The 25,919-nt window shown below is 41.0% G+C and carries 18 protein-coding genes and 1 pseudogene; 8 read left to right on the top strand and 11 right to left on the bottom strand.

Translation table 11 applies throughout. From position 1 onward, the window contains the following. Nucleotides 1-43: 43 nt before the first annotated feature. Together G1O98_RS11470 and G1O98_RS11465 are read left to right on the top strand one after the other, a co-directional pair. Complete coding sequence (locus tag G1O98_RS11470; protein WP_163928936.1) at nucleotides 44-727, top strand: response regulator transcription factor; 684 nt, start codon at nucleotides 44-46, stop codon at nucleotides 725-727. Continuing rightward, nucleotides 724-2,253, top strand: coding sequence for an ATP-binding protein (locus tag G1O98_RS11465; protein ID WP_163928935.1), 1,530 nt, complete (start codon nucleotides 724-726; stop codon nucleotides 2,251-2,253). The genes G1O98_RS11470 and G1O98_RS11465 overlap by 4 nt, the downstream gene beginning before the upstream one ends. Before the next feature lie 523 nt (nucleotides 2,254-2,776). Here the strand turns inward: G1O98_RS11465 and G1O98_RS39895 are convergent. The 8 genes and pseudogenes from G1O98_RS39895 to G1O98_RS11430 form a co-directional block, all read right to left on the bottom strand. Then, entirely contained in the window at nucleotides 2,777-5,728 is a 2,952-nt protein-coding gene (locus G1O98_RS39895) for an NHLP bacteriocin export ABC transporter permease/ATPase subunit (RefSeq protein WP_345940546.1), read from the bottom strand. A gap of 102 nt (nucleotides 5,729-5,830) precedes the next feature. Continuing rightward, nucleotides 5,831-8,071 (bottom strand): annotated as a pseudogene (locus G1O98_RS39890) (NHLP family bacteriocin export ABC transporter peptidase/permease/ATPase subunit); the annotation flags it as partial. 47 nt (nucleotides 8,072-8,118) lie between these two features. Beyond that, a complete protein-coding gene (locus G1O98_RS11455; protein ID WP_163928933.1) occupies nucleotides 8,119-9,558 on the bottom strand; it encodes an NHLP bacteriocin system secretion protein in 1,440 nt (479 codons plus the stop codon). A gap of 522 nt (nucleotides 9,559-10,080) precedes the next feature. Continuing rightward, nucleotides 10,081-10,329 carry a hypothetical protein gene (locus G1O98_RS11450; RefSeq protein ID WP_163928932.1) on the bottom strand — a complete coding sequence of 83 codons (249 nt, stop codon included), beginning with the start codon at nucleotides 10,327-10,329 and terminating at the stop codon, nucleotides 10,081-10,083. Between the two features lie 537 nt (nucleotides 10,330-10,866). Next, nucleotides 10,867-11,136, bottom strand: a complete 270-nt coding sequence (locus tag G1O98_RS11445) for a hypothetical protein (protein ID WP_163928931.1) — start codon at nucleotides 11,134-11,136, stop codon at nucleotides 10,867-10,869. A gap of 1,088 nt (nucleotides 11,137-12,224) precedes the next feature. Further along, nucleotides 12,225-12,497, bottom strand: a complete 273-nt coding sequence (locus tag G1O98_RS11440; protein ID WP_163928930.1) for a hypothetical protein — start codon at nucleotides 12,495-12,497, stop codon at nucleotides 12,225-12,227. Between the two features lie 724 nt (nucleotides 12,498-13,221). Then, nucleotides 13,222-13,428: a hypothetical protein gene (locus G1O98_RS11435; protein WP_163928929.1), complete on the bottom strand. Its 207-nt coding sequence runs from the start codon at nucleotides 13,426-13,428 to the stop codon at nucleotides 13,222-13,224. Between the two features lie 642 nt (nucleotides 13,429-14,070). Further along, the gene (locus G1O98_RS11430; RefSeq protein WP_163928922.1) at nucleotides 14,071-14,292 is read right to left on the bottom strand and encodes a hypothetical protein; all 222 of its coding nucleotides are present in this window, start codon (nucleotides 14,290-14,292) and stop codon (nucleotides 14,071-14,073) included. Between the two features lie 160 nt (nucleotides 14,293-14,452). On the opposite strand from G1O98_RS11430, the gene G1O98_RS11425 reads away from it, so the two are divergent. From G1O98_RS11425 to G1O98_RS11415, 3 genes are all read left to right on the top strand, one after another. After that, the gene (locus tag G1O98_RS11425) at nucleotides 14,453-14,923 is read left to right on the top strand and encodes an N-glycosidase (protein WP_163928928.1); all 471 of its coding nucleotides are present in this window, start codon (nucleotides 14,453-14,455) and stop codon (nucleotides 14,921-14,923) included. 957 nt (nucleotides 14,924-15,880) lie between these two features. Next, nucleotides 15,881-18,652, top strand: a complete 2,772-nt coding sequence (locus tag G1O98_RS11420) for a GAF domain-containing protein (RefSeq protein WP_163928927.1) — start codon at nucleotides 15,881-15,883, stop codon at nucleotides 18,650-18,652. A 592-nt stretch (nucleotides 18,653-19,244) separates the two neighbouring features. After that, nucleotides 19,245-20,015, top strand: a complete 771-nt coding sequence (locus G1O98_RS11415; protein WP_114083143.1) for a hypothetical protein — start codon at nucleotides 19,245-19,247, stop codon at nucleotides 20,013-20,015. 19 nt (nucleotides 20,016-20,034) lie between these two features. Here G1O98_RS11415 and G1O98_RS11410 read toward each other — a convergent pair whose 3' ends face one another. After that, nucleotides 20,035-20,889, bottom strand: coding sequence for a PhnD/SsuA/transferrin family substrate-binding protein (locus tag G1O98_RS11410; RefSeq protein ID WP_163928926.1), 855 nt, complete (start codon nucleotides 20,887-20,889; stop codon nucleotides 20,035-20,037). Between the two features lie 182 nt (nucleotides 20,890-21,071). On the opposite strand from G1O98_RS11410, the gene G1O98_RS11405 reads away from it, so the two are divergent. Then, entirely contained in the window at nucleotides 21,072-21,986 is a 915-nt protein-coding gene (locus G1O98_RS11405; protein WP_163928925.1) for a DUF3365 domain-containing protein, read from the top strand. 123 nt (nucleotides 21,987-22,109) lie between these two features. Here G1O98_RS11405 and G1O98_RS11400 read toward each other — a convergent pair whose 3' ends face one another. Together G1O98_RS11400 and G1O98_RS11395 are read right to left on the bottom strand one after the other, a co-directional pair. Further along, the gene (locus G1O98_RS11400; RefSeq protein ID WP_163928924.1) at nucleotides 22,110-23,489 is read right to left on the bottom strand and encodes a serine/threonine-protein kinase; all 1,380 of its coding nucleotides are present in this window, start codon (nucleotides 23,487-23,489) and stop codon (nucleotides 22,110-22,112) included. Between the two features lie 159 nt (nucleotides 23,490-23,648). Next, nucleotides 23,649-23,972 carry a DUF4278 domain-containing protein gene (locus tag G1O98_RS11395; protein ID WP_163928923.1) on the bottom strand — a complete coding sequence of 108 codons (324 nt, stop codon included), beginning with the start codon at nucleotides 23,970-23,972 and terminating at the stop codon, nucleotides 23,649-23,651. A gap of 342 nt (nucleotides 23,973-24,314) precedes the next feature. Here G1O98_RS11395 and G1O98_RS11390 point away from each other — a divergent pair, with 342 nt between their 5' ends. Both G1O98_RS11390 and G1O98_RS11385 read left to right on the top strand, forming a co-directional pair. Beyond that, a complete protein-coding gene (locus G1O98_RS11390) occupies nucleotides 24,315-24,569 on the top strand; it encodes a hypothetical protein (protein WP_012411579.1) in 255 nt (84 codons plus the stop codon). A gap of 3 nt (nucleotides 24,570-24,572) precedes the next feature. Further along, nucleotides 24,573-25,856, top strand: a complete 1,284-nt coding sequence (locus tag G1O98_RS11385; RefSeq protein ID WP_163928953.1) for a murein transglycosylase A — start codon at nucleotides 24,573-24,575, stop codon at nucleotides 25,854-25,856. The last annotated feature ends 63 nt before the right edge of the window (nucleotides 25,857-25,919 follow it).

Raw genomic sequence — 25,919 nt, 5'->3', positions numbered from 1 at the left:
TAATGAATCTAGAATGGAACAATATATAAACTAATAAATACTTGTGAACGTTCTATTTGTCGAAGATGAAGCGAAAATTGCTAACTTCGTCCGGGCTGGACTGAAGGAGCAGGGATTTGTTGTAGACTACTGCGACAATGGTGATGAAGGATATCTGCGGGCATTAGAAAATGAATATGATGTTCTTATCCTCGACATTATGGTGCCGGGAAAGGATGGACTCTCAATCTTAAAACTCTTGCGGGGGCAAGGTCGGAATGCGCCAGTAATTTTATTAACGGCTCGGAATGAACTAGACGATCGCTTGGCAGGGCTAAATTTAGGAGCCGATGACTATATCGCTAAACCGTTTTTTGTAGAAGAGTTAGCGGCTCGAATTCATGCCGTTGTTCGCCGGAGTGTGAGCAATCGCCAAAATATCCTTAGTGTTGGGCCTATCAAACTCGATCGCATCACCAGGGAAGTTACTTGCGATCGCCAGGCGATAGAACTCACCAGCCGCGAGTTCAATCTTCTGGAGTATCTCATGCGCTCTCCTGGAAGGGTTTTCACACGTACCCAAATTTTGGAGCATGTTTGGGGCTACGACTTTAACCCCAACACCAATGTCGTAGATGTTTGTATCCAGCGAATTCGTAAAAAAATTGACCCCATTGATGAAGCAGTCTGGATTGAAAGCATTCGAGGGGTTGGATATCGGTTTCGCAAACCAGAGTCTAGCTCATGAAACTCCCTTCATTTCGCCTCCGAATTGCCCTATTGTCTGCGGCTCTAGCAGGAACCACATTAGTTGGTTTTGGTGCAGTCTCCTGGTTTCAGATTTACAATGCTAAAATCAGCCGTCTTGATGCAGAACTGTTAAATCACTTGATGCGGGCAACTCCGAATTTGCCACCACGGGGGGAACTTCCTGAAAATCAGGGCAAAGAAAGCCGACCCTCACGATGGCAATTTTACGAAGACTCATTATCTGATGCCTTCGGAACCAATACAAAAACCCCCATTGCCCTACTGGTGCTTGATGCCAACGGCAACATACTTTATCAATCTAACTCCCTAACTGCCGACGTTGAGGTGAATCGCCTACTGCTTAAGCGTCTTCAGTTGATACCTTTACCATCACCTCCGCAGAGAGAACCACCGCCACCCTCAAATAGAAATGTTGGGCCGCCACCCTTTCTTCGTCCACGTCCACCTAAATTTGTCACTGAACAGACAGCAAAAGCAGCTTGGCGGATTGGAGCAACTAAATTTCCCAATGCTCAGGTTGGCATTGCTGTGAATCTGCAAGCCGTCGATCAAGAAATGGCTACCATTCGGAATATTTTCCTGGTTTCAATTCCGGGGTCGCTATTGCTAGTTGCCATCGGTGCATGGTTAGTTTCTGGTGGTGCTTTGCGTCCTATCCATCAATTAACAGGTGTTATTCAACAAGTAACTGTTAAAGGACTAGATCAACGAATTCCCGTTGGAACAACTGATGTTGAATTTGTCGAGTTGATTCAGGTATTTAACTTGATGTTGGAACGGTTGGAACGCAGTTTTACTCAAGCTTCCCGCTTTAGTGGTGATGCGGCTCATGAACTGAAAACCCCACTGACGATTTTGCAAGGCGAACTAGAACGAACGCTGCAACAGGTTGATCCTGGGAGTGAAGTACAACAGCGCTTAAGTAACCTATTAGATGAGGTGCGCCGCCTGAGTGGAATTATGCGGAAACTCTTGCTGCTATCTCTGGCAGATGCGGGAAAAATGAGCTTGTATTTGGTTGAGGTGGATATGTCTGAGTTGCTGATGGAGATGCTAGAAGATGTGGAAATGCTGGCTCCCCACTTGACTGTGCAAACAGACTTTACTGATGGACTACGCTTACAGGGCGATCGCGATCTTCTAATTCAAGTTTTGCAAAACCTGTTCAGTAATGCTATAAAATACAATCTCGCCAACGGCTGGATAAAAATTCGCACTCATCAAACTCAAACAACTCTCCACGTCATCATTGCCAATGCATCCAAAGATATTCCAGTGAGCGATAGTCTACGCATTTTTGACCGCTTCTATCGCGGCGATCCGGCTCGAACCCGCAAAATAGAAGGCATCGGACTAGGACTCAGCCTAGCCCGTGAAATTGCCAGGGCACATCATGGCGACCTCACCCTTGACTCAACAGCTTTTGGCCAAACAGCTTTCACCCTCACCTTACCGATCAAAGAAGTAGGAGGAGAGCGACGCGAAAAAGTGAGATCATCATGAAAAGAGAAGAGGAAGTAAAGAGAAAATATTAGTATTTTTTACGACTTTTATAGCCTTGAATATACTTATTTATTTCCCTCCCCTGCCTCCCCTGCTCTTTCAAGGGTAGGTTTTTTAGAATCTCAAAAATAGTTGAGAAAATTCTCAATTGTTTAACGTGGTTTGGTCATTTCAGGATTTAAGCATCGGCTGAAATAGCCAAAAAATGATCAAATACAAAATACCTACCCTTGAAAGGGGTAACTGGGGCGTTAAAATCTGGTGGAACAGAAGCATTGAAGGAATTAGTGGATCATCCTCTTGTAAATGGGGCGTGAGTATCAACGGATACTGTTGACAAAAGTAATACATGTTTGTATTTTAAAGTATTACGTAAGCTCAAACCTTCAATCTGTCGTTGCGGCTTTTAGTTGTAACACTTTTGTTTATGTGTTTGTAACACTTTCGCCAACAGTATCAAAAGTGGACAAGACCCCATATCATGAGTTAAAGTCTTATTTTTTATTTCAAATCACAATTTGCGTTAAAGCAACTGTTGCATCATGAGTTGTGCAAATAGCCCTGATTGATTTCCTAGTTCAACAAAACTACCCTGCTGCACTACTTTGCCATTTGCAAGTACGTAAATTCGGTCAGCATTTTGAATAGTACTGAGGCGATGAGCGATCGCAACCCTAGTTACCTTTAGCTGTTGTAAACTTTCACTGACAATTGCCTGGGTTCTGTTATCTAAAGCACTAGTCGCCTCATCGAATAGCAAAATCCGGGGTTTCAACACCAACGCCCTAGCAATTAACAACCGCTGTCGTTGTCCACCAGAAAGATTACTACCTCCCTCACTGACGATTGTATGCATCTGCATCGGCATTGCTGCAACATCATCTCCAAAACCTGCCATTTGAGCTGCTTCCCAAGCTTCGTCCATCGTCACCAAGGCACCACTGGCAATATTCTCGAAAATAGAGGCTGACATCAACCGACTATTTTGCAGTACCACACCCAATTGACGGCGTACAGCATGGACATCCAAAGAAGTTAAGTCTTGCCCGTCGTAGTAAATTGTGCCAGATTTCGGGAATTCAAACCCCAACAGTAACCTCAATAAAGTTGATTTACCGCTGCCAGAAGGCCCAACAATGGCAATAAATTCTCCTGGTTCAGCACGAATGTTGACATCATCTAACGTCAAGGGGCCATCGTCGCGATAACGGAAAGTTACCCGATCTACAACTAATTTGCCCGATAACCTACCCGGATCTGCTTGAGCAGAAGTAATTTCCGGTTCAGCTTGCAAAATAGGTTGGGCCCGTTGCCACAAGGGTAAAACTTGCAAAACTTCCACAACTGTGCTGCTTAAGCTAGTGGCTCCGTTAATAAACGTGCCAAAAGCAACGTTGAATGCTAAGAAAGTGCCAGTGGATAAACCACCTTCTCCAGGAGTTTGGGATTGCCCAATTAAGCTAGTAGCAAACCAGAAGAGGGCAGCAGTGGTTAACACAGGTAATACTTGATTGATTACGGCGAGGCTGTCTTCAATGCCTTGGGTACTCAGCATTAATTTTAGTTGATGCGTATATTGTTTACCCCAGTAAGCAAAAGCGCGGGTTTCAGCTTTGGCGATTCGGAGTTTGGCAACTCCATTAATTAACTGCACCATCACACCAAAGATTTGTCCTTGTAGCTCTAGTAATGGGCGAACTTTACGGACAATAAGAGTACCAGAGATGATAGTGACGGCAATATTTACCAGTGCCACTGCACAAGCTATTAAAGCTAAGGAAGCATTGTAGTAAAACAATAGTCCCAGATTCAGGAGTGAGAACAAACTGGAGAAGATTGTTTTTAAGACTGTGTTACCCAATCGCTGGCGAATTTGAGTAATAGCCGTGACTCTAGAATCCAAGTCACCAACTGAGAAAGAGCGAAAAAAGGAAACCTTCAAGTTTAACAATCGATCCCAAACTGCGGCTTGGGTGGAGGAATCGGCAAAAGTTTCCAGCCTAATCGTGGCAAACCCAAGGGCTAGTTGAAACAGCGTTCCGCCAAAGGCAGCAGCCACCAAACCAACAGCAATTTGGCTCAACAAGCCTCGATTAGCATCTGGGATCGCTTTGTCGATCAGGATAGCTGTAGCTTGAGGTGTCAGCATTCCTAACAGACTGATGGTAATTCCCATTACTAAAACTATAATTAGTTCTTTGTAATGTCCTTGGAGGGCAAACTGAAGTAAATCAAAAGTTTTCAGCTTTTTATCAGGTAAGGGTCGATAGAATGCATAGGCAGTCTTAGCTAGGGCTGCTGCTATGTTGGCATTGACAGAGATAGGCGTTCGTTCCCCAGGAACGTAGAGTTTGTAACGTGTATCAGACACTGGTAATAGTGCCACTGGCAGTTTATCGGCCAGCGTAAATGCCAACATCGGCCCGCAATCCTTTTGCCACCAGTTGTCCCGCAACTGAATTCGTCGCAAGCGGATACGCGAAGCACGAGCGATCGCTTCTACAGGATCTTGGACTCGATTAGAATCTTCTGAAGCAGCTGGCGGACAAATCTTAATTCCTAATGCTCGTCCCACGGCACCAGCAGCAATTAGTAAGGCTTGGTTTGGGTCAGTTGCATCAAGATTACTACTGAATCCTAAACTATTATTTAGCCTGTCTGACTTTGGCTGTGGCAATACAGATGCTAATTCTGCTAACGTCTCTTGCATCACTTGGCTCTCAAGACGTTCTCTTGTTTGAAATCTCAATAATTCTGCATCCATCTCCTGGCGTTGCAGCAGATTAATGCACTGAAGGAAGTAGGTTTGTAGTTGGGACAAACCACCTAACAAGGAATCGATATCTTCTATGTCTGCGGTGTTAACACTTTTCAACTCCACAGTCTTATCTGCTTGTAACCATATATTTTCAGCCAAAGGCAACATTCCAGAGGCAGAAGTTAACGGCAGTTCTGCAAACCCCATCCATCTAGCCCGCCCTTGGAGAATTTGCACCCACGATATTTGATGCGGCTGGAAGATTTGGTCTTTGACTAAGGAGAACTGGCGGGTTTTTGGCAGCGATGTTGGTGTCGTTGGCGTAGTGATACCAGCAAGTACCGAACCTAATTGATAAATCCAGCGTTCTATCAGAGTTACTACTTCTTTATTAGCGTCAGCAAACAACTGGTTAAAGTCTGCTCTCGATACTTTGAGAATTTCTGTCTCCTCCAACGACACTGCTAAAACCTCTTGCTGCTTACCCTCTAAACTTGGTGCGATCGCAAACATCGCCTGTCCAGCCGTGCTACTAAATAAATAGCGGCGAGTGCCTTCGGGAACGCCATCATTAACTGCGATCGCAAATAGCGCCAAGTAACCAGATTTTACTAGCCAAATTGTCTCCGGGTCATCTAGCAGTAGCGATTCATTGCATTGAAAACGATAGTGTTGTCCTTTGAGGTTTGCAAAAGATAAGAGGGATGAGGGAGACACGGGGGACAAGGAAGTAATTTCTTCCTCTGCCTCCCCTGCTCCCCCTGCTCCTCTGCTCCCCTGCTCCCCTACCTCTTCTGTTTCCTCACTGCGAATTAATTGTAAATACGTCCCTTCAACTTGCTGCAATTCTGCATGGCTTCCCCGTTGGACTATCTTGCCGCGATCGAGGACAATAATTTCATCACAATCTCGAATAGTCGAGAGTCGATGCGCCACGATGATGCAAGTGCAGCCGCGCAAACGCAGATTACGACTGACGTTCTTTTCTGTTTCGGCATCCAGGGCGCTGGTGGCTTCATCCATGATCAGGATACTGGGATTATTCACCAAAGCACGGGCAATTTCTAACCGTTGTCGCTGACCACCACTTAAATTGGTAGCACCTTCCAAAAGATCAGCATGATAGCCTCCAGGTAGTGAAAGGATTACATCGTGAAGCGCTGCGTCTTGACAAGCTCGGACAAGATGACTGTCAGGTATAGTAGTATCCCAAAGTGTCAAGTTGTCTCTGACGCTGCCAGCAAATAACAAAATCTCTTGCTCTACGACAGAAATAGAATTGGCTAGTACCTGGCGAGAAATTTGCTCTCTGGGTTTGCCGTCAAATCGAATTTCTCCCTGCCACGGTTCGTAAAGTCCACATAAAAGTTTGGCAATGGTAGACTTACCAGAACCACTCCCACCCACCAAGGCAACTCGCTGTCCTGGCTTGAGCAAAAGACTAAAATTTTGAATCAGTGGCGGGGAAATTTGGCTATAGCCAAATGTCACATTGCGTAATTCAACATACCCCTGTAATTTAGGCAAGGGGGCAGAGGGGCAGAGGGGCAGAGGGGAAAGATTGCAATTGTCCTCTTTCTCTCCTGCTCCCCTGCTCCCCTGCTCCCCTGCCTCCCTGCCTCCCTGCTCCAATTGCCGGTCAATGGGATTACGCAAGACATCATCAAGACGAGTCAGATTACCTTCCATCTCTTGGAGTTCGCTTCCCAGGCTGATGAGATTACTTACTGGAGCGAAAAACCTTTGCATCATGCCAAGAAAGGCTATTAACATACCGATGCTCAAGGCTCCATCCATGACTCGTAAACCGCCTACAGCTAAAAGCAGCATGGAAGCGATCGCTGACAGAAAAGATGGTAAAACACCTATTGTCTGATTTGTTTCCTCTAATTCCTGCTGGGTGTTGATGGCTTTGGCATAGTGACCGGCCCAGCGGGAGAAGAAATCTGACTCTAATCCAGATGCTTTTAGCGTCTCCATACTCTGAAGACCAGAAATTTCTACACCGCGAACTTTTCCCTCTTCTTGGATGAGTTTGATATTGGCATCTACGCGCCGCCCTCTCACCCACTGTAAGGCGGCAAGATTTATCGCGACAAAGGCGATCGCAATTAAAGTTAGTACAACATCATATTGCAGCATCACTATTACATATAAAAATACTGATGCTGCTGCAATTACTGTAGTCGCTAATTCACCCGAAAGCATGTCGGCGATGCTGTCGTTGAGTTGCATCCGGCTACTGATTTCCCCTGCATACCGCTGATCGTAAAAACTGATGGGTAGGCGTAAAATGTGCCACAGATACCGACTCTTCATACCCACAGACAACTTAATTTTCATTTGACGCAAAAACTGCAACTGTAGCAGCGTCAAAAATCCACTGAGTCCGGCTGTGAAGATCATGCCTAAAATTAGCGGACGCAACCACTCATACCGATGCTCAATCAATACGTTGTCTACAAATACTTGGGAAAATGCAGGTATCGCCAGTCCAGGAATTACTAACAAAAATCCTGCCAACACGCAGTAAAGTAATGCGCCAATGGAGCCTCGCAACCGCGACCACAAAGCTAAGATTGTGCTAGGCTTGCGTCCTCCACGTTGAAACTCTGAACCAGGCTCTAGAACTAGCACCACACCCGTGTAAGCACCGCTAAATTCTTCTAAGGAGACGATGCGCCGTCCAGTAGCAGGATCGTTGAGATAAACTCGCTGTTTGGTGATTCCTTCTACTACTAAAAAATGGTTAAAGTTCCAAAATACAATGTAGGGAAATTTTAACTGCAACAAGCCAGCTAAGTTGGTTTTAAAGCTTTTAGCGCTGAGTCGATAATTTCTGGCAGCCTTCAAGATATTTAAGGCACTAACTCCATCCCGCGAGACACCGCACGCTTGCCTCAGTTCCGTCAGTGGGACAATCCGATTGTAATAACCGAGAATAATTCCCAAAGCAGCAGCGCCGCATTCTACTACCTCCATTTGCAGCAGAGTCGGAGTATGACACCGCTTGTTTTTACGCAAGCGCCCTAATATATTTTGCAGATTTCGCCAGAACATAAAAATATTTTTTAATAATTACTTCCTCATTTCCCTTATCGCCAATATCAAGAAATGCCACTCCAGGATCTGAGAATCGGCAGGACAAAAGTAATCGGGGCGCGTTCTTCCACTGTGACTTGTACTGAGGTGGTAGTTCCAGAAGTGACTTTCATCTGTGGCCCTTGGGAAGAAGACCATTTGTAGTCGCTGAAGGTGGAATTGTCTGGTTGCAGTCGTGCAGTAATTAGCATCTGTGGCCCTTGTGACATCAAAGCTTCCACCAATTCGGAATTGCCTACTACACTTAATGCACCTTCTTTAGTCACGGGAAAGGCTGAGACTTCTGTGACAGCACCGATGATGCCACCAAAGCGTTCGCGTTGCACTGTACTAGGTGTGACTTGTAACTTCATCCCTGGTTGAATTTGCTTGCCATCGCCAACGGGAAAAAATGCTACACTCACAGGTTGAGCCGATCGCTTCTGTGCAGCGATCGCTCCTATGGGTGTACCCTGTAAAACAACCTGTCCTGGACTTGCCGAGATTTCTAAAATTCGTCCTGAGTAACTGCTCTTGACTAAGCTGTTGCTCGATAGTTGCAGTGCTAATTGAACAATATTCCGCTGGACTTCCTGAATTTCTTTTTTGCGGTTGGTTACAGTTTCTAAGTCTTGTTGCGCCGCAGTCGCTTCTTTGCTATCTAGTTGCTTTAATTGCGCTTCCAAATCTTTAATTGAGTTCAAATTCTCTAGATATTGTCGTTGGGCATCTGCTTCCTTGACATCTAGTTGCTTGAGTTGCGATTCGGCTTCATTAATTTGGGTGACAGCATTTAAGTAGTCTTGCTGTGACTGTAGGACTGTATCGCCAGAAATTGCTCCCTCCTGCAATAGCTGCTGGCGGTTGGTCAATCTCTGTTTGAAGGTAGGTAAGAGAGCCCGCAGTGCTTGTAAGCTTTGGGTTTGATTGGCGCGATCGCGTTGAATCGAATTTAGCCCTTTCTCTCTTAAAATCGGGGTGAGTTTCTGTACCGCTTGGAGGTTTTGCTGCAAAGATTGGCGTTGCTGTTTAATCGCTTCTTTGTCTGCGTTTTGCCGTTGTCCTTGCACTAAGCTAGCAGCGCTATCTTCTGTTTGTAGTTGCCCTAATTTAGAGCGTACTAGTTGTAGCTGTTTCATAAGTTCGCTTTGGTCTAGCGTCGCCAGCACATCTCCTCTATTTACATAGTCGCCAACTCGAACGTTGATTGCTCGTAATTTACCTGCGATCGGTGACTGGAATGAGGTAATTGTACTGGGATAGACTATTATGCCAGTACCCGTCACTGTAATTGGGATTCGACCTAAAAAACTCCAAGTTAGCCCCGTTGCCACCAACGAACCAACAGCAACTAGAGGTAGCCATTTTTTCGGGCTGACTACCTGCATAATTTGATCTAGTTCTTCCGGTGAAGAAGCACGCTCTAAAGCTTCTTTGCGGAACAGGTCGCTTTTTTGATTAATCACCGAACACCGTCCCAATCTCTATGGGAATGAAAACAAAAAACAGTTTTGAGTGAGTACAATACTATTGCTGCAATCACTAGGAGTTGCAGCCTAAATAGAAAATAGGCAATACAATTGTTTGCTTATTTGACAGTATTAATACTCAAAAATATAAGTTAACATATCATCTTATGATAATTCTGGAAATTAGGCATTAAAGGTTTTTAAATTTTTGATTTTTTTAGACATGAATTTAATTCTCAACCAAGAAACCTTTACTTATAACTTCAGGAGAAATCCAGGCAACTTTTTACAGCATTTAAAAAGGGTGTAAAAGTTTAGGGAAAACACTTTTACTTAAACGTAAATAATCAATCCTTTTTACACCTTTACACCCTAGTATAAAACAGAGCTTACAGAACTCGTGAAAAGTCTACTTAGACGTAAGCGTCGCTTTCTATCATTTGTCCTTTGTTCATATGTCAGTTAATATCTGACATTTAAACACTGAATTAATAATAGCCTTAACGAAAAATGTGCAATTTACAACAGCCCACCAAGAAGCTTGCTAAGATCAAGACCAAGATCAAGATCAACATCAAGATCAAGATTTAAGTTTATCAAAGCACCATAGTCTTTTGGTGGGTGATATTCTGGTTGCTCTGGTTTTGGTGGTTTCCGCCATTTTAGTGGTGGTTTCCAAGAACTTCCTCCTACGAGGGCAACCATTTTTTTGTCATCCAACTCTGTAATAACTGCAAGCTCTTCTTGTTCAAGAGTGATGTTAGACATAACAAATCCTTCCGTCTACAAAACGAGTATGGTCTAGCGAAATTCTTTCAGTCACTTAACCAAAAATTACAGTAACTTACGTTAAAGTAACGATTTTGTAATCTTCATACGAAAACATTGACGGGTGGGTAAGAAGTAAGGGATAATATTGATTGGTCGCTTACCCTTTGACCTTTCGCTTTTATCCGGCTTACACCCGCCAATGTTCGTGTAACGTTGTAGAAGGTTGTGATGCCAGAAATGGTCAGACCACTATGTTATAAGATGTCTGTACACTTATTCGTAAAGGTCGTTTGTAGTCCTTTGTCAGTTGTTTGCAGCAATTGGCAAAGGATTACTGTTTAATAACTCTCTTAACGAAATAATGCATAACTTACATGCTTACTAGCTTAGTGCTGTTTTGATTTGTAGTGATGATACAAATCATGATCGAGAACTTTTTGGCAATACAAACCGTTAAAGTGACTTTTGTTGAGTTGAGCACCCAATGCAGAGCGTACTAAAGCAATAACTTAGTACCCACTATAATCAGCAGGACTAATATCTCACCCACGCCTTGTCGGCGCTGTACTCATTTTTAGCAACAGCATTTCCATTGAATGATATTGCGGTAGCATTTTGCTGGACTATCGTTACGGTAGAATTCTTGCCTATCTTTTTGATGTCAACGTCATTGTTATTGTCGACATCGATATCTACTTTTTTGGCTTTGAAATAGTCTCCACCGCCTACAACTCCACTGATTTCTTCATCAGCTAGCTCTGTCATTACTACGAGTGTTTCTTGCTCAAGTGTTACAACTGACATAAAAGTTCCTTCCTTGTACAAAATGGTTTTTGAACAGTGAAATTTTTGTTTACTTAACCAATAATTGCTAATAACAAAAATCTTTAGATACATCAAACAATGAGTATTTGCTGACTTTTATTAACGTTGTCGTTAGAAAGCAAGAAACTAATGCATCTAACGATATTTGTTATTGGTTAACTTTTGGAATTTCACTATGTTTAAATAATACCTTTTTTCTCAAAAAAGTTTTATAAAGAAATGATAAAGTTAGGAGTAAAAATTTTAAAGATTAGCATTTAGAAATTAAAAAAATGAACGTAATTTTAGAGTAAAAAAATTAAGAACGCTAAGAAAAAATAAGATGGTTTAATAAGATTTCAAAAAAGAAAAATCGATGTGTAGGATAAATAGTAAATCTACAAATAAAGTTATTTAAAAAAAATAATGACATGTATTACAAAATAAAAATCAAAAGTAAAAAATAGCTAATATCAAAGCGCTCCCTGCCTCATCTGAGATGACAATAGCAATCCTAAATCATTCCTAAACTTCAAGATTCCCGACTTCTTTAAGAAGTCGGGAATCTCAGCCTCATCTGGCTTTGAAGTTTAAATTTTGTCCCTTACTCGGTTGGAAGCTGCTGCAATATACAGTAGCGAGTTTGAAAAAACTGATTACAAAAGAAAATTAAATAAACTGTGCCACATTTATGCAAATCTCAAATATATACAATTGCAGACAAGATTTTTTATAAAAATTTAAAATCTTCATTTAATTCAATTTAAATAAAAAACCGCTGATTACAACTTAGGAGTTAGTAGCGAAAATATAGTGACTTATTGCTATTTTAATCATAGGGGTGTTAGAAAGAACGGAAGTGTAAAGTTTGGAGTTGTACTAAGTATCATTTGAGCGACAACAAAGATGAATTTACAGTACTCTTTTCGAGCAACAAATATTCAGATAAACTGCAATCTTTCCAGACTAATATTTAAATGCTAGCTGGTGCTTCGACTGATCTCGCTCCCTTCTTTCCATCTCTATTACACTTCCATAACTTATTGCACATTTACACACCCTTATCTTCTTGCTCTACCTTTAGATAGCTAGAGAACCTGAACTCCATTAACGAACACTTGTTCCTCTATTTTGTCACCCACAGTCTTCTTTGTCTTTATTGTGGTTATTGTTTCTTTGTCAGTCCGCTTGTTTTCAGAGGATTGCTCAAAGATAATAGTTCCATTCACAGGTATATCTGAACTTGTAAAAGACACTTTTTCACCCCCCACTATTCCCTTTAATTCACCATCTATGAGTTCCTCGACAATAACTTTTTGACTACAGGTAAATTTGAAACTAACTCGATTGACATTAGGCATAACTTAACTCCAGAAAAATGTAAATAATTTGTGTCTGAGATATATTCACCAATAACAGGTTGTTTAATAGCTTGTCAACAGGTTATAAAAAAGATCCAACTTTTCCTACTTTTTTAATTTCGACTTCTCTTATTTTTCTTATTCTACTTTTATTACTAACGTTTCTACAAGATACAAGTTTAAAACTACGATTTTTCATGAAAGAAGATTGTCGGATGGCAAAGATTAGCCGACAAAAGTAAACTATTAATAAAAGCTGTGAAAATATTAGTTCTATGCTTGCCAAACAACTGTTGATGTTGGCAGCATCACGCATCTTTATTAAGGTACTGAACTGCTAAAATCACAAATCTTCAATCTCAATTCAAACTTCTGGCACAAATAGGTTCTTTATGAACATAGAAGTGACATGAAAAAATTCAGAAGTCAGAATATTCCGACTTCTGCCTACAGTAGCAAACAATAAGGAGTGTATAATTGTGGTTATACTAGATATTGGTTGAGCGACAACGAAGATGAATTTGTAGCATTCTCTTCGGTCAACAAACTTTTATAAAAATTACAACCTTTGCAGGCTAGTATTTTTATGGAAGCTGCTTCCCTGCCTTTATTTACCTCTCAAAAATCACCTTGAGTTGTTTTACGATGTTGGTTCGCTCAAATTCGCCTCATATCTTGGAAATTACATTTATTACACTTTACTTCGTCGGATTCAGCAGATCAATTACAGTGTAAGAGTAGCTACAGTATTCAGAACTCTTGTTACAACAGCACTAACAATGAGACTCACTCCTGTAACAGTGGTAGCCAGTCCTGGGATTAATTCATCGAGTAGTGCTCCTCCCACTATTCCTTCTAATTCCTCCTCATTAATTTCCTCAAAAATAGCTTCTTGATTGATGAGTTGTGCCAAGTTCTTATCGTTAGCCATAATTTTCTCCAGAAAGTTACTTAGGCATTTGTGCTTTGTATGTACTTATAAATAGCAATTTATGTAAAAGCTTGTCAACAGTTTATACAAAAGTTCCTACTTTTATTACTTAACCTACTTTTCTACTTTTTAAAACCTATTTTTCCCACTTTTCATACTTTTTAAAACCTACTTTTTTAACTTGTCTTCTTAATGTTTTCACATATCCAATATTTGATAATAATACAATAATTTACTACCAAAGGAGGATGTTTTATATAAGATTTTGCTAATTTCTTTGCTCTACTTTGAGTTGTTGTGTAAGGCGGTAAATCTATATACAAAATTCTGTACAAGTTACTTAGAGACTACATATAAGAAGAAACATAGCTTATATCAAAAGGCTGATTTATAAATTCTTAATCAGCGATTTGGTCTTATTTGGCAGATACAAAATACTACAATATGTAGCTTTCATGCATAAATAAGAAAGACTGCAAAGGGAGTATCTAGAATGTAGTGGCGTGGCAAGACTAAATTGAATTTGAAACTATAGCCGCAGGCTTAATTCCTCCCAGTTCAGATGCCAAAAACCCATTTTGGAATGAAGCCACAAAGGTGTACAGCCGCGTATCCGATACAGTTGGCGAATTCCCCAAACAGCTAAACTGAACCGATTAGTTCAGAAATGAACCGATTGAGAATCTTCTGAGCAGTTTTATACCCAGTAGCTTGCTTACCTAACTTCAGTTCAGACAAAACACGGTCACGTAAAATTTCAAGTTCTGAAATAGTTGGCAACCCAACAGACTGTCTTTCACTGGGGGTATCAGATGTTAGAGGAAACTCCCTCAGCCTTGGCCCATCTTGACTCCACAACTCCATGTGTCTCAAATCACTCTCTCTACTGCCTGATTTTTAATTCCCTACCCTTGAAAGTGCCTCCCCCTGCCTCCCCTGCTCACAAAATTTAGATAAGTTCGGTTTTGAGTTGCAATTCTCACAAATCAAATAGGATTGCTATATATGAAAGAGCAATTTTCAAATGACCATTTACTTTTATAAGGTTTGGCAGCCTTATGGCTGTTTTTCTAACTTCTCTCCCCACGGAATCCACATCCAGGACACTTACTGGGCAACTGTTGAGCATTATTATCAAGCACAAAAGTTTGTTGGCAGCAAAGATGCGGCGATTATACCCCTCATCCATGCCGCCGCCACCCCAGAAGAAGCTGCTGCCTTGGGAAGATGTAGCACTCGCCAACTCCGTCGAGACTGGGATTTGGTCAAAACGCAAATTATGCGAGAAGCTGTACTCAAAAAGTTTCTCACTCATGTTGATATTAGAGAAGTTCTGCTGAAGACAGGCGATGAGCTTTTGGTTGAAAACTCCCCAACCGATTCTTTTTGGGGCTGTGGTGCTAATAAAGCAGGTCAAAACCATCTCGGTAAAACTCTCATGAGTGTGCGTGAAGAAATTCGTAACTTACTAGCTTTAACAAGAATTTATGAATAATTTCATCAAGATATAGGAATCCGGTTTGATTCCTGTTCGCGCAGCGTGGCGTAGCCATATTTACTTGTGTGGGCAGGGAATGGGGAATAGGAAAGAAGGGATAGATCCGTACTGAGTCTTGTCCAAAAATCAAATAGGAGTTCTATAGTTACATTTAATATAAAATCAGTAATTAGACGGGGAATATTAAAATTCTCCAGTCAAAATTTTTTGAAAAATTGCCAATAATTAAATCAAGTTCATTTAAAGCTTAAATCTCCCTAAAGCTACTTAATGAAGAGCAAGTTCAAGACCATTTGATTTATTATTGACATTTTGTATTAGCAATATTAAAACCATTGTTTTACATGGCTTACAATGCTTGAATTTCTTGCTAAATTGGCAAACTAGTCATTATTTTTGCCAAAAAAGCTTATTGCTATTGAGAATATACAATGTAGTTTAAGGCTTTGGGACTTGTAGGAGCGATCGCCCTTGTAAATATTAAGAAATATCTGACTAATACATAGCTTTTCAAGGGGAATCACTATGGTCTTTAGGGAACTTTCGGGGCAAAAATGGTAAAGAAAATAAGGTAATGATGAAGATATATTTTAAGTAAAAATACTGAAATATTTTAATGATTAAGAATATAAAATCAATAAGTGTCAATGTTTAAATTTTTATTTACTTTAAAATTGAAAGGATATTTGAAAAGTCACAAATGATACACCAAATAGTTTGATATCTCCCTAAATCAACTTTCTTAGGACTACGGGAATTAAGCAAAATATCTAATACTTTTCAAATACCCTTTAATCCATTTCTAAAAAAATTGCAACAGATGTACGGCCCTCGCAATGCCTTTGTCGCAGAAATTTATTGAAATGGAATAAAAATCAAGGCATTGTAAATTGAAATTTATCATTAGGGACAATTATAAGAAAAACTATACTTCAGTTATGGTGTACATAAATAATGACATCTACCGATAAACTAAAGGGGGTGCAGCAAGGCTTAGACCAAGAAAGCTTACTGCACCGGATGATCAAACAGATTAGGCGATCGCTCGATCTTCAAGAAATATTAACAACTACTGTTACTGAAGTACGGTTATTCTTACGTGCAGATCGAGTTAAGGTATATCGTTTTGATACAAGTGGTAGTGGTGAAGTCATTGCTGAATCTATTTATAACGAGCGTCTGCCATCCTTGTTAGGGTTGCGCTTCCCAGTTCATGATATCCCTGAAGCGGCCAGAGAGATGTTTTTGTTGGCGGGGCAACGTTCGATTGTCGATGTAGCAAACCAGAAAATCGGGCTATCACCTCTACAATCAACAGAAACTGGCAAACGCCTACAAACTAATATCTACTATCGGCAAGTAGACCCATGCCATATTCAATATTTAAAGGCAATGGGGGTGCAATCTTCTTTAGTAGTGCCAATTTTAGATCGCGATCCACAAGAACAATCGGCAAAGCCTAAATTGTGGGGATTGTTGGTCGCTCACCATAGTGAACCGCGAAAGATTTTGAAGCGAGAAATCAAAGTATTGCAGCAAGTTGCCGATCAGGTTGCGATCGCGATCGCTCAAAGTAATCTACTCACAGCAGCGCTTACCCAGCAAAAACAAGAAGCTACTATTAACCGAGTCACCACACTATTGCATAAACTACCAACAATCCAATTACAGGGAGCTATTGAAGAAGTTATTACCGCATTCAGCGGAGTCGGTGGTAGGCTTTACATTCAACAGAGCCGGGAACTATACACCTGGGGCGACCAACCCACACTACCCTACGAATTAGATAGCAGCATTATTGAACAGCATCCTACATGGCAAAACTGGATGACTGAGTGTAAACCAGGCAATATTTGGGCAACCTCTGACCTATATAAAGAACCGCATTTGCGAGTTTTAGCTTTAGCATTTCGTTCTACTCAAATTCGCGGACTGATGGTGATTCCCCTGTATTACCGGGAACAATTTATCGGTGTATTAAGCATTTTTCGCGCTGAATTTGAAACGGAAATCTTGTGGGCGGGACGATGCGAACAAAATCGGCGACAACTTCTACCCCAGCTTTCCTTTGAGGTTTGGCGAGAGCAAAAAAAAGGGCAAGCACCTGAGTGGAAACCAGAAGACATGACATTGGCACAAGCCTTGTACGATCATTTTTCAATGGCAATTCAGCAGCAGCAGATATATAAAGAAGTACAAGCACTGAATGCCAACTTGGAACTGCGGGTACAAGAACAAACTGCTGAACTAGAAAAATCATTACTCCTCACCAAGGTAATCAAGCAAATCACAGAGCAGATCCGCAGTACATTGGACTTGCAGACAACCCTGCAAACTATTGTCTCCGAAGTCCGCTCACTACTAAATTCAGACCGGGTAGTAATTTTCCAACTGAACAGTAAATCGGTGATTGTGGAAGAGATGAATGGTAATTGGCAGTCAGTTTTGGGAGTGAATGCACCAGTAGAATGCTTTCCTAATGAGCATAGGAATTTATACTCTCGGGGTAGGGTACGGGCAATTAACAATGTTTCAACCGATTCTTTAAGTGATTGTCATCGAGAGTTTTTACAAAGTCTGCAAATTCAAGCAAACCTAACAGTTCCGATTAATATAGGTATAGAACTATGGGGCTTACTAATTGCCCATGAATGTAATGCTCCCAGAAATTGGCAGGATATAGAAATTGATTTATTGCAGCAACTAGGAGATCAGGCTGCGATCGCCATTCAACAAGCACAACTCTACGAACAAACCTGTAAAGCTGAAACTGAAGCCAGAAATAAAGCAGAACAGTTAGGAAAGACTTTACATAAACTCCAAGAAACACAGACAAGATTAATTCAAACCGAAAAAATGTCCGGCTTAGGACAGTTGGTGGCGGGTATCGCTCACGAAATCAACAACCCCGTTAACTTTATCTACGGTAATCTGTGCCACGCCAGTGACTACATCGAACAACTGCTAGAAATTTTACGCCTCTATCAGCTATATTATCCCGATCCTCATAGTGAAATTAGCGCTGCGATCGAAGCAGTGGATTTTGAATTTTTGGTAGAAGACCTCCCAAGAATCATTACCTCAATGCAAGTAGGAAGCGATCGCATCCGTTCAATAGTGCTGTCGTTACGCAATTTTTCTCGCTTGGATGAGGCTGAAAACAAGCGTGTTGACTTGCATGAAGGCATTGACAGTACCTTATTGATTTTACAACATCAACTGAAAGGAAATGATGAATTCCCAGGCATTCGGGTAATCAAAGACTATGGCAACATCCCAACGATAGAATGCTATGCCGGCCAAATGAATCAGGTATTCATGAATATTTTCAGCAATGCCATAGATGCTTTAGAAATGGGGAATGGAGAATGGGGAATGGGGAACTGGGAAATGGGGACTGGGGAGGAGGACAAACAAGATAAGCCATCCCCAGTGCCTACTATCCACATTTCCACTAGAATCTCAGCAGATAACTCTCGTCTATTGATTCGTATTAGTGACAATGGGCCGGGAATGACTCCAGAGATAAAAAAGCGAATTTTTGACCCATTTTATACTACCAAACCTGTGGGTAGGGGTACAGGATTAGGATTGGCAATCAGTTATCAGATTATTGCCGAAAAACATTGCGGAATAATGGAGTGCATTTCCGAACCTGGGAAAGGTACAGAGTTCTGGATTGAAATTCCCGTCAAGCCTCCAGCTAAAATCGTTCACTCAAGGTAGAGAAATAGATTTTCTTCCTTATTTTCAGAATGTTTGTTTCAAAACTTAAAATTTGAATTAGTAATTACTTTATTCATCCAAAAGGTTGATGATATTTTTTAAAAATAGGCTAGCGAAAAGACTTAAAAGTTATCCCATTACTGCAATATATTGACTTTGATTACACAATACTTTAAAAGTAAAGTTTCGTTGCAAAAATACTCCCTTCCATCGATGAGTGATAATCTAATAATTGAAGCTCATAAAGAAGCTTCCCTGGCAGATATAACAGCTGCATTTGGAGTCGTGAGTAAGAGGTAAAAGACGCTGTTTAACTTACATCTGTCTCGTCAAAACACAGCAACACCCAACGCGAAAACTGCTATTTCCTCAAATGTGGAAGATTAGGGGGCGCTGTTACTAGATTTCATAACTTGTTTACACAAGCGATGAAAATTAGTACATCCCTGCATCTGATAAACAATGAGAGAAAATAGTTCAGCGAGTAGATGCTTGGGTGTTGTTGTGTTTAAAGAGAAGTCTAAGATATGGACTCCTCTTGGTGTAAGATTATACTAAGCTAAATAGTGAAAAATAATTTAAATAGCGCCTTATGTCAATTATTGCGCTCAGAGCGTGGTATCTACAGGATTACGAGCCGATTCCAGAACTAGAAAAACGTCCGCCAGACATTCGCTTGAGCAAAAAAAGCCTGCTGAGATCGGCATTGCGAGCAGACTTTTTAGAAGAAAGTGACGAAGTTAAGAAATCAACTTGGTTTGGGCGCTATCTAGAAGGGGAAAATATTGAATTTTATATTGAAGGAAGTGGTGGCTATTGCGTCGCCAACATTGACTTAATTAGTCATGAAATTTATTTTACCAAACAGGCACTGTTGGCTCAGTTAGAACCAACAATTTTTTTATCCTATCAAACTGAGTATGTCGCTGCGACAAATGCTCTCAGAGAAGAACTGCGAAAAAGTTTAGAAAGTTTAAACTTGCGATCGCGCCTTCCTCTAACATTAGTAGAATCCTCTCGCCCCAGTGGTGCTACTCTACGGATTAACCGCACGATCATGCGAAAAATCCGTAAGAGTTTGTTATTTATCGCTGACACCACACCCATTGCTAGTGTTGACGGTAAAGAAACCCCCCAACTAATTCCTAGTCCCAATGTCTGTATTGAGATTGGCTATGCCATCCAAAGTAAGCGATCTGAACAGATTGTACTAGCACAAATGCAACGTCCAGATATTGAAGGACAATTTCCCTTCGACTTACCCACACAGCAAATTTTGCAGTTTCAAGACACTACAGAACTAAATAAAATCCTGACAGGAACAATTCAAAACCAGCTAGCACGATTCAAATTGTTTTTTTGAGCAATATTTATGATGTAAATCAAAATAATTGGACAGGTTTTTTTTGCAGCTTAGAAGTAATCGAGCTTACCCGATCGACCACAGAAATCATGTATTTGTAATCTGGTACTTGTCCATTGGGTACATACCCCACTTCTTGAGCTAAACCAGAAGGCACATCACTCATAACTTTGCGGATGAACTCTTGACGGTTACGTTCCACATTCGGGCCAATCAAGACCACGCCTAATGGTACATAGTGAGGGTCTTTAAACAGTATGCGGAATTCCGTAGGGGCAAACTGTGAACCGTAGAGAGCCAATTCCGCCTCTGAGACAGCACAGGCGATCGCTTTTCCTTGAGCCACCAATTCCAGCGCGGCTTTAGGTGTGGGTGCAAATAGGATCTCAGCTAGTGTTGTACCATAAAGATTGTAAAGAGGAAAATAATATCCTGTTGCTGAACCTAATTGACCTAAAGCCACTGTTTTGCCTTGCAGTTGCTTCAATTCGGTAATTGGGTTGTCTTTGCGAACAACGAAAATTGAGCGCAAATTATTAATACCTATTAAAGGAAATAAGGGAGCATATTGGTGACGTGCGATCGCAATAGCCGCTAAACCCGGTGGAGCAAATACCAATGACCAAGCACGAGCTTCTAGGCGCTCAACCGCTCTATTTTCATTAAAAACTGGCTCTAGCTGAATATATGAGTTTGTTTTTTCACCCAAATAACTATTAAATTTAGCATATTGATTAATTATCTGTTCGCCTCCACCATAGTTGATAACGCCAACAGTTAACGTACCATTAATATCATTTGGTGATTGACAAGCAGCAAATGTCAAACCTAGCAGATTAAACAGAAATAAACGTCGGGGAATTCGCAAAAGCATCACTAATTATTGGTTAAGGAAGTAACTTGGTTTTCAGAAATAATTTAGATAAGTTTGATTGCTGCCTAAATAGGTTATATTGCGGCAAAAAATTAATATTTATTTAAATATTGTTGAGATGCTTTCTAACAGGTATAAATAAATATTAGACAAACTCAGATACCACCTTCATTGGTTAGGTTATGTTAAACAACATTACATTAAAAAACTTAAAAATCGGTGCTAAATTTAACTTACTTTTAATATTAGTTTTCATAGTCAGTATTGTGGGAAGTGGGATTGCCTTATCCAGTGTACTTCAGGGGAGAGCACAAAATGAAGTAACTTCTCAAGCGCAGATTCTCATTCAAATGGTGAACGCAGTTAGAGATTATACACAAAATCGGATAGATCCTCTATTAGCACCTAGACTAGATACTAACCCAACGTTCATGCCTGAAATTGTACCAACTTTTTCTTCTAAAGAAGTCTTTGAAAATTTTCGTAAAAAGCCTGAATATAAAAACTTTTTTCATAAAGATGCAACACTTAATCCAACAAATTTAGCGGATAAAGCTGATAATTTTGAAACTCAACTTGTAGAACGTTTTCGCAATGAATCCAAAACTCAAGAAATTACAGGCTTTCGGAAATTATCAGAAGGCGAAGTATTTTATATAGCGCAACCATTAAAGATTACACAACAGAAATGTCTGCGATGTCATTCTACACCAGATCAGGCTCCTAAGAGTCAGTTGGCAACTTATGGTTCGGAAAATGGTTTTGGTTGGCAACTTAATCAGATTGTTTCTGCTCAAATAATCTCTGTTCCTTCCCAAGAGATTTTTGCCAATGCCAAACGGACTTGGATATTAGTTATGGTACTTTTAATTACTATCTTTGCGATCGTAGTTTTCTTAATTAACTTCTTAATCAAAAAATATGTGATTCAGCGCATCAGAAGAATTGAAAAAATAGCCCAAAAAGTTAGTGTTGGTGATATGAGTGTTGATTTTGAAGAAAGTTCTAATGATGAGATTGGCGGGTTAGCAGAAGCATTCAATCGGATGAAAGCTAGCTTAAAAATAGCTATGGAGATGTTGAATAACCAAGGCTGATAATTCGTAATGACGCTCTCTACGAGACGCTAAAAGCGTAGCTTGCTTCTCTGTAAGAGTACGCGGACTCGCTACCGCTACGCTAATGTAATTAACGGATAAATAAAGACAATATTTAAAATATCAAGAAAGTAAGCGTTGCTGAAATTTCAAAGCTTTTTGAGGTTCGGGAATTTGTGATGCTAAAAGTTGCACAAATTCTGCACGAGAAATTTGCCCAGATGACTTAACAGCTTTTTGGACTAGAAACTTAGCTATTGGGCCAATCAAATCAGCCAATTCCCGCTCACACTGATGCACAAAGCTATCGCTGATTACTTGATATTCTTGGCTTGGTAAATTATTGGACTGAATTTCAGATTTAACAGTAAACTCCTGTAGTAGAGTAGGTTTCTCTAGTAGAAACATTGTTTTCTTCTTAAAATCAATTTGTTGATTTTCTCGAAGGTGAAGGGCTAATTGATTAATTAATTCTTCATAGTTGGGTGCTGATGCCGCAACTTGTCGTAGTAATCTTGAAGCGACGGGGCCGACAAATTCCAAAAGAATCTTTTCTAAGCGGCTATAATTTTCCGCAGACAGGATGGAAGCAGGCGGATACCCAATTGAGTTTTGTTGAGAAAGTGAAGCTTGAGATGATTGTCTAAAAGATGGTGATTGAAGTGATTGCGCTTTTACTTTACTATCAAGATGCTTAAGCACCTGTAAAACTTCAGCCGCAGATTGATAGCGTTGTTTAAAGTGATGTAGCACCATCTTAGATAGCACAGATGCCAACTCAGAACTGACATTAGCCTGATGTTGCCAAGAAATTTCACCAGTATCTGGATCTTCCTCAAAGTTGATAGGATGTAACCCCGTCAGCGATTGGATACCAATAATACCCAAAGAATAAATATCGCTGTTAGAACGAGGCTTACCTTGCCCCTGTTCTGTAGACATATATCCTGGGGTGCCAATGATAATAGTAGCCCCCGTGTGCCCTGAGACTGTAAGCAGTTGAGTTTGGACTTGTTTAACTGCACCAAAGTCAATCAGCACTAACTTACCGTCTTTTTGCCGCCTGATTATATTGTCTGGTTTGATATCTCGATGGATAACGTTGTGGCTGTGAATAAATTGCAGAATACCCAACATCTGTTGGAGAAGTTGAATTACTTGATCTTCTGTCCAAAGTTGATTCGGTAAGAGTTCTGCTTTTAGAGTATGCCCTTCAATAAACTCTTGCACCAAAAAGAACTCTTGGTTATCTTCAAAATAGGCTAAAAGCCGAGGGATTTGGTCATGGTTGCCCAGTTCTTCTAGTGTTTCTGCCTCACTGGTAAATAGCCGTCTAGCAGTTTCGAGAAATTCGGGGCTACGAGTGACAGGCTTAAGGTGTTTGACAACGCATTTCGGGAAACCTGGCCGATGGGTATCTTGAGCTATATAGGTTTGGCCGAATCCACCTCCACCTAAGACTTGGAGGACTTGGTAACGTCCGTCTAATAATTGTCCTAACATTGTCTCACTTGCCTTAAGTCCTCAAATTCATCTTGGCACAACTACCAGTTTTGGCAAGATGAATTTGAGGTAGATAATGCTGAAATTCAAAGGTTTTTTGAGGATTGTACTACACACAAGTTCATGACTCCCTAGACTCCAGATGAGCTTGTAACTATATTATTCTTGAAGTTTTAATTGTTTAGAAATCGGCAGTGCCACAACTTTTGAATTTATTGCTGGTTGAGAGACTACAGTCACTTCTCCCTGTGCAGTTTTATTTACAAAGTAGGTAATTCCCCTAAAGCTCAATTTATAAGCTACTGGTGATAGAGGAACTTCTGCCGATTTTGAATTTGGATCAACACAATAATTAACGCCACGGTACATTAAATTATAAGCTGGCCCGAGTTGAGGAACTGGTTGAAAGGGCTGTTCTGTTTTTTTGCTGGCAACTTTGCTTGGGTTGTATTCGTAGCTCAGACCACGATAGTAAAGTTTCATAAATTTCGCCTCCTGAATAACTAACTGTTGTTCAACAATGCCAATGACTTATCAGAAGTTGATTGGAGAGTTATGCAGGAGCTAATGTAAACTTACACTTTTGAAGGAACTGATTAAAGGATTAGTCGTCTAAAGTGAGGAGTCATTGGTAATTGGGAATAGGGAATGGGGAATTACCTAATAACCAATAGTTATGCTTCCCCTGCTCCCCTGCTCCCCTGCCTCCCTTGCCCCCTGCTCCCTTACTTCTTCCCTCATCCCCACCTCCCGTATGCTTACCCTTTTCATTCAGGGGTTACGTGGTTAACAATGGGTTGAATGTTTTTTAAATGGTTCAATCTTATGGCTAGAACTCCAAATGAATATGCCGTATACCTCCTACTGGAAAGCGGCCACCGGGAAGAAGTACGTTTTCCTACTATTCAAGAGTTTCAGAAGTGGTATAGCGGCGAACTTGTGCCAAAATCTGCTTCCAATGACTTTATTAGTGTGCCGATCAAAAATATTCAAGGGGAATATATGGTAGTAAGACCTTCTCGGGTTGTAGCAATCCGGGTAGAACCTATTTTTAGTTCCAGTGTTGAAAGATTCAACTAAATGATGAGAAAAACCCTTGCTTTACTTTCCTTCAGTCTGGGAGTTGTCCTTGTAAATCCTCTTTGGTCGGCTGTTGCTCAGGTTCCTAACTTACTGCCCTTGCCAATACCGACTACTCCCGATCTCTCTCCGGTGCCAATACCAATCACTCCAGAGATAACACCGCCGCTAAAACCGATCGCCATAGGAAGCGATTGTACGCTCCAGCAGAGGTGCTTGGGTTGGGATGATCAAATTTGGGGTCAAAGAGGTAAAACAGGCGTTGGCGCTTCGCCCACCGGAGGTGATCGCAATGCGTTGTTGGCTTCAATTGATAACAGTCTGATCTACTTAACAAAAGGTGAAGCGATCGCAGCATATCAAAATTATCCAATCAAGGAAATTACCCTCGATCGCGTCCGCCGGAGTTTGTTACGTTTCCGTCAACTGGTTGTCAGTTCTAAGTCACCAGCTCAATTACAATCTGCTGTCCGCCGTGAGTTTGTCTTTTACCAGTCTGTAGGCAACGATGGCAAGGGTACTGTTAAATTCACTGCTTACTACGAACCTGTTTATACCGCTAGCCGTGTCAAAACTGCAATATATAAGTATCCCCTTTATCGGCTACCACCTGATTTCAGCCAATGGCCGAAACCCCACCCCAAACGAATTGATTTGGAAGGGAAGGATGGTTTACAAGGGAATAAGAGCAAATTGCGCGGTTTAGAACTGCTTTGGTTCCGCGATCGCCTAGACGCATACATGGTACATATCCAAGGTTCCGCCCAAATTAAATTAACCAATGGTAAAACAACATCAATTGGCTATGCAGGTGGAACTGATTACCCCTGGACTAGTATCGGCAAAGAACTAGCCAAAGATGGCAAACTGCCACTAAATGGATTGACAATGCCACGTCTAATTAGTTATTTCCGGCAAAAACCCCAGGAGTTAAACAATTATCTGCCCCGATGGGAACGATTTATTTTCTTCCAAGAAACAAGTGGTAGACCAGCAACTGGTAGTATTCATGTGCCAGTGACAGCAGAACGTTCCATTGCTACAGATAAGTCTCTCATGCCACCGGGAGCGCTAGCTCTGATTTACAATTCATTTCCCTATCCCGCCAGTCGTGGCAAACTAGAGAGGCGTACTGTCAGCCGCTTTGTGCTTGATCAGGATACAGGAAGCGCCATCAAAGGCCCGGGACGGGTGGATTATTTCATGGGGTCTGGTAAACTAGCAGGCGATCGCGCTGGCATCACAGGCGGCAATGGTTCACTATATTATTTGCTGCTCAAAGAATAGATATTGGGCATGGGACATGGGGCATGGGGAATGGGGAATTTATAATAACCAATAGTTATGCCT

Origin of the sequence: Nostoc sp. UIC 10630 (genome assembly GCF_010747425.1) — a bacterium.
In the GTDB taxonomy this organism is placed as follows: Bacteria; Cyanobacteriota; Cyanobacteriia; order Cyanobacteriales; family Nostocaceae; genus Nostoc.
Note: the sequence above shows the minus strand (reverse complement) of the source record. Positions and strands in the feature narration are given on the sequence as shown.